At 62.9% G+C, this 13,522-nt stretch carries 12 protein-coding genes; 3 read left to right on the top strand and 9 right to left on the bottom strand.

Translation table 11 applies throughout. The annotated features are described in order from the left end of the window. Positions 1–249: 249 nt before the first annotated feature. From V1292_RS04425 to V1292_RS04440, 4 genes are all read right to left on the bottom strand, one after another. A complete protein-coding gene (locus tag V1292_RS04425; RefSeq protein WP_334370567.1) occupies positions 250–1,938 on the bottom strand; it encodes a caspase family protein in 1,689 nt (562 codons plus the stop codon). Continuing rightward, a complete protein-coding gene (locus tag V1292_RS04430) occupies positions 1,935–2,450 on the bottom strand; it encodes a DUF3592 domain-containing protein (RefSeq protein ID WP_334370568.1) in 516 nt (171 codons plus the stop codon). The genes V1292_RS04425 and V1292_RS04430 overlap by 4 nt, the downstream gene beginning before the upstream one ends. Positions 2,451–2,611: 161 nt before the next feature. Then, positions 2,612–4,579 carry a C40 family peptidase gene (locus tag V1292_RS04435; RefSeq protein ID WP_334370570.1) on the bottom strand — a complete coding sequence of 656 codons (1,968 nt, stop codon included), beginning with the start codon at positions 4,577–4,579 and terminating at the stop codon, positions 2,612–2,614. A gap of 476 nt (positions 4,580–5,055) precedes the next feature. After that, positions 5,056–5,439 carry a YybH family protein gene (locus tag V1292_RS04440; RefSeq protein ID WP_334370571.1) on the bottom strand — a complete coding sequence of 128 codons (384 nt, stop codon included), beginning with the start codon at positions 5,437–5,439 and terminating at the stop codon, positions 5,056–5,058. 75 nt (positions 5,440–5,514) lie between these two features. Between V1292_RS04440 and V1292_RS04445 the strand changes: the two genes are divergently transcribed. Next, positions 5,515–5,859: a winged helix-turn-helix transcriptional regulator gene (locus V1292_RS04445; RefSeq protein WP_334370573.1), complete on the top strand. Its 345-nt coding sequence runs from the start codon at positions 5,515–5,517 to the stop codon at positions 5,857–5,859. A gap of 186 nt (positions 5,860–6,045) precedes the next feature. Here the strand turns inward: V1292_RS04445 and V1292_RS04450 are convergent, their stop codons facing one another. Continuing rightward, the gene (locus tag V1292_RS04450; RefSeq protein ID WP_334370575.1) at positions 6,046–6,762 is read right to left on the bottom strand and encodes a hypothetical protein; all 717 of its coding nucleotides are present in this window, start codon (positions 6,760–6,762) and stop codon (positions 6,046–6,048) included. A 142-nt stretch (positions 6,763–6,904) separates the two neighbouring features. Between V1292_RS04450 and V1292_RS04455 the strand changes: the two genes are divergently transcribed. Next, on the top strand, positions 6,905–7,492 hold the full coding sequence (locus V1292_RS04455) for a TetR/AcrR family transcriptional regulator (protein ID WP_334370577.1): 588 nt from the start codon (positions 6,905–6,907) through the stop codon (positions 7,490–7,492). Positions 7,493–7,656: 164 nt separating this feature from the next. On the opposite strand, the gene V1292_RS04460 is transcribed toward V1292_RS04455, so the two are convergent. Then, on the bottom strand, positions 7,657–9,447 hold the full coding sequence (locus V1292_RS04460; RefSeq protein ID WP_334370578.1) for a peptide ABC transporter substrate-binding protein: 1,791 nt from the start codon (positions 9,445–9,447) through the stop codon (positions 7,657–7,659). Between the two features lie 247 nt (positions 9,448–9,694). Here V1292_RS04460 and V1292_RS04465 point away from each other — a divergent pair, with 247 nt between their 5' ends. Beyond that, positions 9,695–10,861 (top strand): Kelch repeat-containing protein, encoded by a 1,167-nt coding sequence (locus tag V1292_RS04465; RefSeq protein ID WP_334370579.1) that lies wholly within the window; start codon positions 9,695–9,697, stop codon positions 10,859–10,861. On the opposite strand, the gene V1292_RS04470 is transcribed toward V1292_RS04465, so the two are convergent. The 3 genes from V1292_RS04470 to V1292_RS04480 all read right to left on the bottom strand — a co-directional run bounded on the left by V1292_RS04470 (position 10,845) and on the right by V1292_RS04480 (position 13,481). Further along, a complete protein-coding gene (locus tag V1292_RS04470) occupies positions 10,845–11,198 on the bottom strand; it encodes a hypothetical protein (protein WP_334370581.1) in 354 nt (117 codons plus the stop codon). The two genes, V1292_RS04465 and V1292_RS04470, sit on opposite strands and share 17 nt — an antisense overlap. A gap of 90 nt (positions 11,199–11,288) precedes the next feature. Then, positions 11,289–12,239, bottom strand: coding sequence for an oxygenase MpaB family protein (locus V1292_RS04475; RefSeq protein ID WP_334370582.1), 951 nt, complete (start codon positions 12,237–12,239; stop codon positions 11,289–11,291). Positions 12,240–12,296: 57 nt separating this feature from the next. Next, the gene (locus tag V1292_RS04480; RefSeq protein ID WP_334370583.1) at positions 12,297–13,481 is read right to left on the bottom strand and encodes an MFS transporter; all 1,185 of its coding nucleotides are present in this window, start codon (positions 13,479–13,481) and stop codon (positions 12,297–12,299) included. Between the last annotated feature and the right edge of the window lie 41 nt (positions 13,482–13,522).

Genomic DNA, 13,522 nt, shown 5'->3' on the forward strand with positions numbered 1-13,522 from the left:
TTCGCCCTTGTGGGCTATGCGTGGCGCAGCCGCTCAGAACCGCGAGGCCGAAGCGTGTCGGGCGAAGCTTGAGCCTGCGACAGCGAAGACGGACAGCCTTCCACTGCTTTCGCAGCTTCGAAGCCGACTCACCTCACTGGTAACCGGCCGCTTTTTGAGAGTGACTGCCGACGCGCGGCAGTCCGTATCGCCAAATTCCACGGGTAACGCAGCCCTGCCTTTTGCCGCCGTTCGGCGTGGCGTCTCGCCTCACCGCGAAGCAGTCGCGGCTGTACGGAAATAAAATGGTTCGCTCGGAAGCGAGCCATACACAAATGGCTCCTGCTGCCGACCGGTTGCGGCCATTACGTCATCGCGCACGAAGCGGAAGAGCATGGAAATCTCCAACCCCGGCTGCTTCAGCCGCTTGAGCAGCGCTTTCATGAACGGGCTATTACCGTCGTCACCGTCATGCGCCACCTGGCCAGCTTTCGCCGCATAGGCGACCATGGTCCCGCCCTCGGGCTCCACCCGTGCCAGCCCCGTTCCGAGCGAACGCGTGCTGTTGGTAAAGCGCATCTGCGGCGCAAACGGATTGTTGCGGCACGCATCCAGCACGATGAGACGCAGTCCTCGGGCGCCTTCGATTGCCGCGCTCAGTTCGTCGATCGACACCGCTTCGAGGCGCACGTCGCGATCGGTCTTGAACTGCGCATCAACAGGCGCGAGCCAGTTGACGCCGCCCATCTCGAGCCCGTGGCCGGCAAAATAGATTACGGCCCAATCGGACGTCTCGGCTTCCTTCGCGAACATGCGCAGGGCGGCGAACATTTGCTCACGTGTCACGTCGCGCAGCAGCGTCACCTTGCGGAAGCCGAGCGCATTGAATTCCGCCGCCAACGCTTCCGCGTCGCGGCCGGCGTTCGTGAGCGGCATTACATTCTGATAGGCGCCATTGCCGATTACCAGCGCGATCCGATTGGTCCGCTCCCGTGCCGGCTGCGCCGGATCTTCAGGGCGCGGAGCCATGGCGCCATCCAGTTCGCGCAGAAGCTGCTCCGCCTCGCGGAACACATCGGCAGCATCGACACTGGAGAGCGGCAGGCGGCGTACGGCGGCCAGCGCATCGCGAGCGGCCGCAAGATTGTTCGTCCGAGACGCCGCCACGCTCTTGAGGGCGAACGCTTCAGCATTGTTCGGATCGACCTTCAATAGCGCGTCCAATACTGTCAGGGCTTCCGAGTTGCGTTTCAGCGCCACCAGGCTCTTGCCGTGCAACAGGCCAATATCCGCAGCGGTCTTCGTCTGCGAATAGCCGGGCGCGCTCTTGCGCGCGCGAGCCTTCCCGACCTGGGCGAGCGCCTCTTCCGCACGGCCGATCTGCAGCAAGAAGTCAGCCTGCATGATGAAGTTGTAGGTCTCGCCGGGCTGTAGCTTGGCCGCCTGGTCCAGGTCGGCACGGCTCTCGGTAATGCGACCGCTTCGCACCAGCGCCGCGGCGCGATTGCGCAGGGTGCCGGCACGGTCGGCATCGGTACGTGCTACCGCGAGCGCCTTCGTCGCGTCTTTTACCGCGAGGTCGAACTGACCGAGTCCGCTGCGGATCACCGTCCGATTGAGCCAGGCGTCGAAATAGCCCGGATTGTCTTCAAGCGACCTGTCGCAATTCGCCAGTGCGTTCCGATAGTCGTGCCGAATGATGTAATTGTAGCAACGGTTATAGTAGGCGGTCGCACGTTCGCGCGCCGGTATGCCGCGGGTGTTGATGATCGCCATGCAGGCGGTGAGTCCCGCCTCGCCGTCGTTATTGCGGCAGGTGTTCCATAGATTTGCGCGGTTGTCGGAAGGTGCGGCCAGCGATGCCCTGGCGACAGGCAGCAGTGTGGCCAGCACGAGCAAATACGCCAGGCCAAACCTCGGTCCGCAAGCGCGCCGATACCAGGATGGAAACGAGGTCATGACCTCTTGAGCCCAGCGTCGTGTCTTGGCGGGCTGGCTACATCAATGACGTGCAATGGTGCGCCGAAAGCCCGCGACACCCTCTTGATCAGCACGATCATGGCCGTTGCGACGATCAGGAAGATCGACCCGATGAAAGCCAGGATGATCGGCATCAGCCAAAGGGAAAACACGCCCCGGATCGCAGCCGATTCGGGTACATCGGGATCGTAGAGAACCGAGACGGTTTGACCGGTGCGGTAAGCCGGCGGATTGCTGCGCAGCCCGGACTGAAATTCAATGGTGCGACCGTCCCTCGTCTGGAAGCGCACGACTGGCGCAAACAGGTAGCCCTTATCCTCGCTGTCGCGCAGGCGCACCATCTCGATCACCGACCCGGGCGTTTCAAGAGCGCGTTCAATCCATGTTTTTGTTGACCAGACACTGAAGCCCGCTCCGAGCAATAGCAGCAGGCCAACCGGTATCAGGACGAACTTGGCAATACGGCTGAGAAAAACTGCAGGATCTTCCATGAAAAGACGCGCGCTGCGGCAAACATTGTTGTAGGCGAGGATGTGTCTTGGCGCGGACCGAAAGGTTCAACGCGCCACGGGTGTCATGACACCAGCGGCGAGCTCAGCTCCCGAGCAACACTAGACAGCAATCTGCGCACAGGACCAGGTATCATATCCGCTCACTTCTTCCCGAACGCGCCGAGCAGTCCGCCCAACAGCTTCGATGCAATCCCACCCAGCGCGCCGAAGCCGCCGGTGGCGCCGATTACGCCGGTGATGATCGGAATCAAGGTCGCCATCGTCGAGCCTGAAACCGGCGCGGTTGTGCTTGGCGCCTGGCCGGCGATCGCTCCCAAATTGAAGGGCAAATTGAGAATGCCGGCCGACTGCAGCAGGGTAACGATACCGAGCACGCCGGCAGAAAGCTGTACGCTCGGCCGCGTCATGGCCGGCGCGAGTGGCTCGGCGGGCTTGTCCGGCTTTTCGGTGCCCGGAAGCGGCTTGCCGGTCAGCCGCTCGTAGAGCAGCGGCATCAACACGGTGATGAGATCGACCGGCGCCGCCGCGGCGCCAGGCTGTTGCGGCGTTACCGGCTGCGAGACGACCGGCGCCGGGACAGTGTTGACCGGTTGCGCGAGCACCGGCGCATTCGCGATCGGCGTGACCGCCGGCATCGCAACGGGCTTGCCGGTCGCAAGCACGGTAAGAAGCTGCGTGATGTCGAGTTGCTTGCCGGTAAGCGCCGACTGCAGAATCAGCGGCAGCAGCAGTTCGAGGCCTTGGCCCGGCTTGGCTGGATCGGCGGCCATCGGTTTCTCCTTCGATAGCAACATGAGAATGAGCGGGAGCAGTTGCTGCAGGTCGAGCGCGGCAGCGCCAGCGGCGGGACCCGTCTCCGCGACCGTAACGCCGGGCTTGACGGTTTCGACCCCGAGCGAGACGCCGAGCGCTGCCGCCGTCTCCGGCCCGACCGCGCCATCGACGACCATGCCCTCGGCTTCCTGGAAACGCAGCACGGCAGCTTGCGTGTTCAATCCGAACTCGCCGTCGATCAGACCGGGATCGAAGCCCTTGGCGGCCAGCGCCGCCTGGATGCGCGCAACCACGGCCATATCCATGTTCGGCGCACCGACCTCGTAGATGACGGCCGGCGGGCTGACCTTGATCGGCGCGGCATTGTCATAGGAGATGCCAGGAATCAGGATGCCGGTGTGCCAGCCGCGGCCATGCACCGTGTCGGCCACCACGCCGTAACGCCGTCCCTTGGCCTCGATGGTGCCGCCGTTGCCGTCGCATACCGCGATGTGGCCCATCTTGCCGGGACCCGGCGGATAGCGGAGCACGATGCCGCCGACGGTCGCCGCCGCCTCCTCCACCGAAACGCGCTTGCCTAGCCGCTCGAGGTCAGCCTTCCAGGCACCGGTATAGGCATCGGCCTTGGCCGGCTGTGCCGTGTGGTCGACGCAGCCGTAAAGCGTGCCGGCTTCCTGATAGACCAGCCATGAGACGAACTCGGCGCAGTCCCACGGGCCATGCCAATGCGGATCGTCCTTCGGCACCTGGGTGTTGACGTATTGCTCGCCGATATGCGCGCGGGCGCGCTGCACCAGGCCCGCACCCGAGGGCACACCGCTCGCGGGCGGCTGGGCAACGGCTATGGCCGGCAGACCGTCGAAGAAGGCGTCGGCGCTGCCGGCCTTGTACATTTGATGGGCCTGACGCCACTGCTCCTCGGTCAGGTTATTGCCTTTGCCCGACTCGCGGCCTGCGATGGCTTTCAGCAGGGCAATGGCCTGCACGGCATCGTCGACCATCTCCTTCGTCAGGATGGCGTTCGCGTCATAGCCGGGCACGCCGAAACCGTGTCGGCCGGTCCACTTCGTTCCGGCCTCGCCGATCCGCATGCCGACATAGCTGCGCGACAACAGGTCGAAGTTCGAGGCAGCGCCGTTCACCGGCGAGGGAAAGCGCGCGATCTTGTGGCCGCCACCGATGATGCCATAGCCGGTCTGGCCGAAGCGCGCGGCGCGCGCGCTGGGATATTGTGCGCCGGGATTGTTGTAGCGGAACGAAGCGACCTCGCTGCCTGCAACGTCGTCGCGGTTATCAGCGGTTGAAGGATCGGTAGACCTGCCGATTTGACCCATTGCGCGCTCCCCCGTTTGTGTGCCTGTTGCCAGTTTCCTCTTCACCGATCGCTGCGTCCTCGGCCTCGGTTTGTTGCTCATTGGCCGGCCCAGATCTGCCCTTTCGGCATGATGATCCGATCGTCGCGGCCAGTGACAACCGGCCGGACGCGCTGTCCGTACTATCGATATTCGCTTGCGCAGCCGGAGCATGATGGCTCACGGCGAAACGTGAAGAGCCTACATCGTTTTGCAGCCTTCACGTGTGAGCTAGCTAACAGTTGTGATGCAGGTCACCTGCAATTAGGTGCATCGGCCGCCGTTCTCGCGGCTGCCGGCGCGACGGTCGGTTGCGCGCCGGCGCCGGCCCAGCATGCGGGCCATGGCACGCCATCAGCATTCGGTGACCGCGCACTCTACTCGCGCGTCACGCCTTCGCTGGCATCATCTGCGATTTAGTTGCTGTCACCGTAGTTCTGACCATGATAGCCCTTCACTTAGCTGACGCGTGGCAGGGCGGCGCCCACTGCGTGGTCGATGACGTAGCGCCAGGTGCCATCTGACTGGCGGCGGACCAGTTCGGCCGAGCTGCCGGACGCCACGATGGAGCCGTCCTGGGCGCGCAGTTCCCAATCTGCGCGCAGCAGAGCGACGTCACTGTGCTGAACGCAAAAGTTATTGCGCGACGTCATTGTGCCGGATGCTTGCAGCAGGCCCTGCAACTCACCAGCGATCGCGTCGAGCCCTATCAGACTTCGCTCGCTTCCATCCACGCGCAGGACGGCATCCACCTCGTAAAGCGCGAGCAGATTGTCTATGTTACGGCTGTTGAAGGCTTGAGCGAATGCCTCATTCATCTGGGCTGGCTCAGTCGCGGTCATGTCTCATCTCCTCGTTGTTGGGAGAAGGAAAGAAACACACCCCTTCAGTGCTAACCAAACGGGAAGGAAGCTGCATTGTCATCTGCTGCGCTACGATTAGAACTCGACAATCCGCAACCGCGTCGCCCGGCAGATTGCCCGGTCGAGGATTGGCTGGCCTTCCTGGGCCACCGGTGGAACGCGCTTGTGCTCTGGCACCTGAAGGACGGTCCGAAACGGCACGGAGAGCTGGCCGAGCTTCTACCGGGCGTATCTCCGAAGGTGCTTTCCGAGCGTCTGGATGGGCTTGAAAATCGAGGCTTGGTGCTGCGCTCCCCAACCGTTGCATTCCCACGGCGCGTGACCTACTCGCTCTCGCTCAAGGGCACCGAGCTCCTAAGCATCCTCGATCGGCTTGAGCTTTGGTCACGCCGGGGATGATCGAGCGGCTGCTTGCTCGCATGACCAGACAAGCTGACGGCATTAGCGTAGAATCGTGATCGCCGGCACATCAGAAGCCCGCTCTCACGCCTCCCGATACCAGCTCGCGAGCTGCCAGCTTGCCGCCGGCCGCTGCGACCCGGGTCCGGGAGATGATGGGCTTCTATTACGAGTGCACTCGTACGCTCAACTAGCCATCGCCATCGCCCCGAGCACACGAGGGGCAGACCTGAGCTTGGTCATGATCACAACGTGGACCAGGAGATCGACAGGAACCAGCATCGCGGGCACGAAGATCCAGGGCAACGTCCCCATGACGAGCGTGCCCGGCCCTTCCGTGAACACGCGGAATGGTGTGCCGGGGACTGACAGCATCGCAAGAGTGAGAGCGGTAAGCAGATCGAGCAGTCCGAACGCGTTCCAGGCGCCGAGCCATAGCTTCGGCATTTTGACCCCAAGTACCAGCAACGGCACGAGCAAGAGCGCTATGGCGCCCGTAATGATGTCGCCAATAGCGGCGACCGGCGCGAACGGCGCCGATAGCCGCCCGTCGAAATAGAGAAGCAAGAAGAACACGCCGGCGACACGGCCGGCATGCACCGCCACCAGGGCTGGCATTGGAACCGACAGCAATGCGTCGCGCGCCTGCGGGATCAGCACCCAGGCTCCAAACAGGATCGCAAGAAAAAGGGTGAATGGCACGAGGTTGACCGGAAACGGGCCAAGAGCCCCGGGCGAGAGGACTCCCAGTCCATAGACTGCGACGACGGCTGCGAGCCACGCCGCCGTCGCAGCAAAAAGGGCAATCTTGGTTGCTCCGCGAAGGAACGCAGGGCCAATCAACAGACCCGCCTGAGCCGCGCAATACGCGGTGGCAAAAATCGCCGCGACGATATCGAGCATGATGACCTCCCGGAGCATTTGCTGCTGCGCCACAACCGAACCCGGCGTATGATAGTGAACATCATGTTCGGAACAACAGACAGCCCGTGACCCGCCGTTCGTTACCGAACGATCGACGGCACGAGTCCGGAAAAGGTGAGAAATGGGAGAGATCGACCGGCGCGTCGCGCGCACGCGGCGAACGCTTCACGAGGCACTGATCCGGCTGATCATGCGCAAGGGCTTTGATGCCCTAACCGTGCAGGAGATCATCGACGAGGCCGATATTGGCCGCGCAACTTTCTACGCCCACTACCGCAGCAAGGACGCTCTCCTCCGCGGCGGCTTCGAGCGGCTTCGCAGCGAGTTGAAAGCCGCACGACAAGGCGTGCGGCATGGCGGCGAGCAGGATCCGCCACTGACATTCAGCCTCGCGATGTTCGAGCATGCTTGCGCCTACCGGGATGTTTATCGTGCCATGTTGGGAGGAAAGGGCAGCAGCATCGCCGTCAACGAAATCCGCCGCGTCCTTTCCGAACTGGTGAAGGAGGAATTGACGACGATCGGCGACGATGGTGCGGTGCCGCGCGAACTGATGCTGCAATTCGTTGTAGGCACGTTTCTGACAACACTGACATGGTGCCTCGAGAAGCGGCCGAAACTGGCGCCTTCCGAGGCGAACGCCATTTTCCGTCATCTGGCGATGCAAGGCATTGGGCGGGCCATCGTCTCGGACGGCCGCCAACGGTAGAATCCATGCCTTGCGGTTGCGACCTCCCGCACTGTCACAGAAATTATCTGTGTCTCATTCCAGGGGTGCAGTCCAGTGCTGACCGTAATTCCTGCCTTTGCTGGCATCACCTGCGATTTAGGAGCACAGTAATTGTCTACACCGGCACATCCGATGTTCCGCTCTCACGCCTCCCGATACCAGCTCGCGAGCTGCCACAGATCGTTGTCCCAGCCGGAGATATGCGCGGTCAGCTTGCCGCCGAGCGCGGCGACCCGGGTGCGGGAGACGATGGGTTGGATGTGATTGTCTGACACGACGAGGTCGTTGAGCTTGATGAACAGCGCCGCGCGCTTCACCGCGTCGAGCTCCCGCTCGGCCTGCTTGTAGATCTCGTCGTATTCCTTGCTTTGCCAGCGCGAGACATTGCGCCCCTGCCACTTGTTTTCCTTGTTCGCCACCTGCCACGACACATACTGGTTCATGAAGAACTGCGGATCGGCCTGCGGCATGGTGGTGTTGTACATCTGCGCGTCGCAGTAGAAATGCGTGTAGGTGTCGGGATTGGCGGCGTCGGAGGAGAAGAACACCGATCCCACCACCGACTTCAGTTCGACGTCGATGCCCGCTTTCTGGCACGCCTGCTTGACGATGGCCTGGGTCTTCTGCCTGGGCGCATTGATCGAGGTCTGGAACACGAACTTCAGCCGCTTGCCGTCCTTGGCGCGAATGCCGTCGCCGCCCTTTTTCCAGCCGGCGGCCTCGAGGATCTGGTTGGCCTTCTCGATGTTGAACTCGAATTTGGTGTTCTTCGACCGGAAGCGTTCCGGGTTGTTGAGGAAGTTCGCGGTAGCCCGCGCCGTGCGGCCATAGATGTGTTTCTCGATCGACGCGCGATCGATCAGGAGATTGATGGCCTGGCGCACGGCCGGATCGCTGAACAGCGGATGTTTGGTCTTGATGCTGGCGCGCTCGCCGTCGACCTCGACCGCGGGATCAGTCGAGTTGAGCTGTATGAATTCGACATTGCCAGACGGGGTGATGTTCACCCTGCCCTTTCCGGCGGCTTCCAGCCTCAGCAGGATATCCTCTTCGACCAGCATGTTCCAGGCATAGTCGTATTCGCCGGACTGCAGCACCGCGCGCGCCGCCGACACCGCGTCGCCGCCGCCCTTGACCTCCACCTCATCGAAATGCGGCCGGTTGGCGACGTGGTAGTTGGGATTGATCTTGCCGCGGAGCATGTCGCCCGGCTTGAAATCCGCGAACAGATAGGGGCCGGTGCCGACCGGCTTCAGATTGTTCGGCGCCTCGCGCGACTTGGCGCCGACGTAATCCTTGAACAGATGCTTCGGGATGATCATGCCGTAATTGCCAACAAAGGCATCGGCCCAGAACGGAGTCGGCTTGGCAAAGGTGAGGCGGACGGTGAACTCGTCGATCTTCTCGACCGTAATGTCCTTGTAGTTGGCAATCGAGACCGCCGCGGTCTCCGGTGTTTTGGCATATTCCCAGGTGAAGACGACATCGTCGGCCGTGAACGGCATGCCGTCATGCCATTTGACGCCGCGTTTCAGCTTCCAGACCACCGAGCGGCCGTCCTCGGACAATCCATGATTCTCCTTGCTAGGAACCTCGGCAGCGAGGATCGGGACCAGATTGCCGTCGCCATCCCATCCCGCCAGCGGCTCGTAAAAGATCCGGCAGCCTTCCTGGTCCTTGGTGCCGACGGCGAAATGAGGATTGAGCAGGGTGATGGCCTGCCAATACATCAGTTTCAGCACGCCGCCGCCGCCGGCCTTGGTCGGCTTGTAGGGAAGTGCGGTCGCAGCCATCGCGACACCCGAATGGCTCAGCATCATCCCGGCCATCGGCGCCGTAAGACCTGCGGCGATCATTCGCTGGACAAAGGTCCGCCGCGACAGCCGGCCGGTCTTGACGTCTGCAATCAGGTCTCGAAGTTCCCGTTCTTTCATGGGGCCGGCTCCTCACTGGTACGAAATGCCTCGTAACTTTCAATCAAGGAAATGGATCAGGTCAGCGCGGACCTGTCAAAGCAGGATCCGGGGCCACCCCGTCACGCCAAGTCCCGTCAGCCAAGTCCCGTCAAGCATCACCTGCAATTGAGTGCATCGGCGCGACAGTTCCCGGCTTTGTTGTCTTGACCGGGCTAGGCTTTGTTACAACCTTTGATGATCCAGCCACTTTAGCTGAGGAGCTCTCATGTCGTCGACATCCGATCTGCCGCGTCTGAACAGGAGAGCTTTCGTTGCCGTGGTTGCCGGCGCGACAGTCGGTTGCGTGCCGGCGCTCGCCCAGCATGCGGGCCATGGCACGCCGTCAGGCACAGCGCTGCCTGAAGCAGCGCCCTCCTCCGATCCGTTCGCCCGGCTTCAGGGTGGCACGCCACATCACCTCACCACCGAGCAGATCGCCCAGCGAAAGGTGGACAGTCCGGCGCCGCAGGGCCCGCAGGGGCGCTGGACGCCGAAGGCGGCGTTGCCGCTGCCGCGAAGCGAAATGGCCTGGGCCACCGCCTGGGCGGGGCGCATGCATATTGTCGGCGGCTATGGCGAAGGCCGTGTCGATCGCGCCTATCATCATGTCTACGATCCGAAGGACGACCGATGGTTCAACGCCGCGCCATTGCCGCGCGGCGCCAACCATGTTGCCGTCGTGGCGGATGCGGGGCGTGTCTACGCGCTCGGTGGATTCATCGAGCAGAATCGCAATCCGGATCCGAATGCGTTTTTCTACGACGTGGCTGCCGACAAGTGGACGACGATCGCGCCCTTGCCGCGCTCGCGTGGCGCTGCCGCGGCAGTCGCACTCGATGGTAAGATCCATCTTATCGGCGGCGCCGGCGCGCCCACCAACGAGCGCGCCAGCGTCGGCTGGCATGAGGTCTATGATCCGCAAACCGACAAGTGGGAAATCCGGAAAGCGCTCCCCGCCGCGCGCGACCATGTCGGCGCCGTCGCCTATAACGGCATGATCCATATCATCGGCGGTCGCTTCAACACCTTCGAATACAACACCGATCTTCATCACGTTTACCTGCCCGTATCAGACACCTGGAAGGAGCGCGCGCCGCTGCCTACGGCGCGTTCGGGCCATGGCCTCGTCGTCTACCGCGACCGCTTGTTCGCTATGGGCGGCGAATACGGCGTGCAGGATAGAGGCCAGATCTCGCAAGGCGTCGTATTCGGTCAGATGGAGAGTTACGATCCGAAAGAGAACACCTGGCAGTCCCATGCGCCGATGCTGACACCGCGGCACGCGGTCGGCGCCACCACGATCGGCGATACCATCTACGTTGCCGGCGGAGGCGCGGTGACGGGCGGCGCGGTCCAGTCCTCCGTGCACGAGGCGTTTACGCTTGCGGCTTGATTGCGACCTCGTCGCCGACCACGCGAAGGTCGATCCTGCCGATCAGATCGGAACGAAGCGCCTCGGCTTCGCTGATGGCGGCCATGGTCTGCCGCAAGGTGCTGACGTTCGAGCCGAGCGACACGATGCCGCCCAGCACCGCGGCAATCGAGCCGAGCGCGGCGACCTGATTGGACCCGAGCAGGCCAAGCATCGTGACGAGCATCAATCCGGCTCCAGCAGCGATTACCGACTTCGAAACCAGCGTGATCTTGCGGCAGCGCTCGGCGATCTCGGCCAGCTCCTCGAGCCGCGCTTCGATCCGCGAAATCTCGTCACTCGGGTCGTCCTCGTCCATCAATATCAAAATCCGGTTCTGCAGGGTTTGTTTCAAGAATCGTCGGCGGGCAGATCTCTTACCGCAATGATACGCCGATGCCCATCGGCCTCACTTCTCCTGCCTGTCATCCAGCCGCGGTCGTCCGGTCCACGCCCGATTGAGCCACCGGGTGGCCAGCTCGAGCCGCGGCTTTCCCTGCAGCCGCGCCTGCGCTTCGTGATAGGGGCCGACGTAGCGGAGGCGGGTCGGCAGGTGCGGATATAGGCGGCGTATCCACTTGAGCGCGCGATCCGCGGCCTTCTGATCGCGTTCGTCGAGATCGAAGCCGAAGCCTGTGCGCAGCCGCTCGGGCAACATCTGTGCGCTCAGAGCCACGTACCAGCGCGGCGGCCGCAACCACGGACGTGCACCGGTCAAGATGTGGTGGGCCACGTCACGCGCCGCGGTGCTGACGGACAAGGTATCCGATCGAGCCATCGCGGCGTTGTAGTCGGCGAAGGATGACCAATCCGCCGGCAGGTCCGCAGGTCTCAGCCCGAACAATGCGCCGAACAGCCGGCTTTCGGCCCAATATTGCTCGCGCTCTTCGGGCGAGAGCGGAGGCAAGACGAGGTCGTGCGCGATGGCGGCAGTTTCGACGAGGGTGGCGTGAACCCAGCGCAGCGCGGCGATGTCGTTGGCATTGTAGGATGACCCCTCGTCGAAGCGGCCGGCCGTTTCGGGCAACACGCCGGAGATCATCGCGTGCCGCCGATGCAGACGCCGGGCCGCGGCAGTCGCGCCATCGAGCGAACCGAACACCATTGTGAACATCAGCTCAAACGTTCGATGAAAGCGGCCGACCGGATCGGTAAAGGTGCGCGAGTGCTCGGCAATAGCGGTCGCGACCCAGGGATGCGCAAGTTGAAGCAGCAAGGCGCGCCCGGCTCCCAGAAAGATCACGGCTTCCCTGTCGATCCGCCACGTCATCGACGCCGGGCCAAAAATGCCCTCAGCCGACCCGGCAGCGCCGGCCCTGACGGCATCGAGAGTAACCTCTAGATCGCTTTCCGAGACCAATTGGCAAACCTTCGAGAGAGATCGACCTGTTTTTCGCGACGCGGATTCTACCGTAACTCAGCGTGCGCGGGCAGAGATATCCCGAGCATCGGTAAAGCCAAACCAGGCGAGCGGCAACGCGAGGCCGCAAAGCACCGCCATCGCAACGAACGCCCCTCCGCCATACCTGGCATAGAAAAGCCCAGAAAGCAGCGTTAGTGCGGCCGTCACCACGCCTGAACCAAACGCATAGATTGCCTGAGCCGTTGCGGCCATTCTGGCGGGGACAAGAGCTGCCATCAACCGCATGCAAGAAAGATGCAGCAGTGCGAACGTCAATCCGTGCAGCGGCTGCACCATCGCAAGCGCCACGACGGAAGTCGTCGTCCCCGCAACCGACCAGCGGATGATTCCACCTGCTGCCGCCAACGCCGCTGCACCACGCGCGCCGAACCGGTTGAGCAAGGCCGGGCCGATCAGAAAGAACACGATGACTTCCGCGGCGACGGCCTCCGACCACAAGACGCTTATGACGGAGGTGTCTATTCCGGCATTGCTCCATCGGATCACCGCAAAGGCGTCATGCATGGCGTGGCTGCCATAGATCAGAGCCGAGACGAGGATCAGGATTCGGAATCGCGCGATCCCAAGGAGTCCACGAACCTCGCTCGCAAGCTGCGATGTGTCGGTATGCGGCGCGGATGGAGCTGAAACCCTGGGCACCAGCGCGGTTGCCCCAGCGGCAGCGACAAGCAGGGCTGCGTTCAGCCAGATCACACGCGTCAGGTCAGTAGACGTGATGAGTTGCCCGATGAGCAGCGTACCGCAGACGAAAGCCGCCGATGCCGAACCGCGGATCCAGCCATATTCGAACAGCCGCCCCGCGATCTGCGGCCTGGCCGCGTTGACCGACAACGCGTCGGCTATCGACGTCGTAGGAGCCAATGCCACGGCTTGAACCAGCGCCAGAAGCAGCAACAGCCAGAAGCCATCGGCCGGCAGCAACGCCACAGCCGTTGCTGCTGCCAGGGCGGCGCAGAATGCGAGCACGAGGCGCAGCGATTGCAGGAAGTCTGCAAACATCCCGACGAGTGGACCGGCGACAAGACGCGCAAGCAACGCAGCCGCCAGTATCAAGCCGATCTGCTCGAACGTCAGCGCTCTGGTTTCAAAAAACTTCGGCCAGAACGGCGATGCCACGCCGAACGCCGCGTACAACGCGGCGTAAAGAGCGATGTAGGCGACCGGCCCAGGAACGCGCATTTCTGAAAGTTCCCCTCGGTAGAATTACGGCCACAAAGAAC

It is taken from the genome of Bradyrhizobium sp. AZCC 1719 (genome assembly GCF_036924525.1).
Classification (GTDB): domain Bacteria; phylum Pseudomonadota; class Alphaproteobacteria; order Rhizobiales; family Xanthobacteraceae; genus Bradyrhizobium.

What these genes read in the sequence shown, in the direction of transcription:
- V1292_RS04430 (WP_334370568.1), bottom strand. Translation starts at nt 2,450, where the DNA reads ATGGAAGATCCTGCAGTTTTTCTCAGCCGTATTGCCAAGTTCGTCCTG.
- V1292_RS04450 (WP_334370575.1), bottom strand. Translation starts at nt 6,762, where the DNA reads ATGCTCGATATCGTCGCGGCGATTTTTGCCACCGCGTATTGCGCGGCT.
- V1292_RS04470 (WP_334370581.1), bottom strand. Translation starts at nt 11,198, where the DNA reads ATGGACGAGGACGACCCGAGTGACGAGATTTCGCGGATCGAAGCGCGG.
- V1292_RS04480 (WP_334370583.1), bottom strand. Translation starts at nt 13,481, where the DNA reads ATGCGCGTTCCTGGGCCGGTCGCCTACATCGCTCTTTACGCCGCGTTG.
- V1292_RS04465 (WP_334370579.1), top strand. Translation starts at nt 9,695, where the DNA reads ATGTCGTCGACATCCGATCTGCCGCGTCTGAACAGGAGAGCTTTCGTT.
- V1292_RS04425 (WP_334370567.1), bottom strand. Translation starts at nt 1,938, where the DNA reads ATGACCTCGTTTCCATCCTGGTATCGGCGCGCTTGCGGACCGAGGTTT.
- V1292_RS04435 (WP_334370570.1), bottom strand. Translation starts at nt 4,579, where the DNA reads ATGGGTCAAATCGGCAGGTCTACCGATCCTTCAACCGCTGATAACCGC.
- V1292_RS04455 (WP_334370577.1), top strand. Translation starts at nt 6,905, where the DNA reads ATGGGAGAGATCGACCGGCGCGTCGCGCGCACGCGGCGAACGCTTCAC.
- V1292_RS04440 (WP_334370571.1), bottom strand. Translation starts at nt 5,439, where the DNA reads ATGACCGCGACTGAGCCAGCCCAGATGAATGAGGCATTCGCTCAAGCC.
- V1292_RS04460 (WP_334370578.1), bottom strand. Translation starts at nt 9,447, where the DNA reads ATGAAAGAACGGGAACTTCGAGACCTGATTGCAGACGTCAAGACCGGC.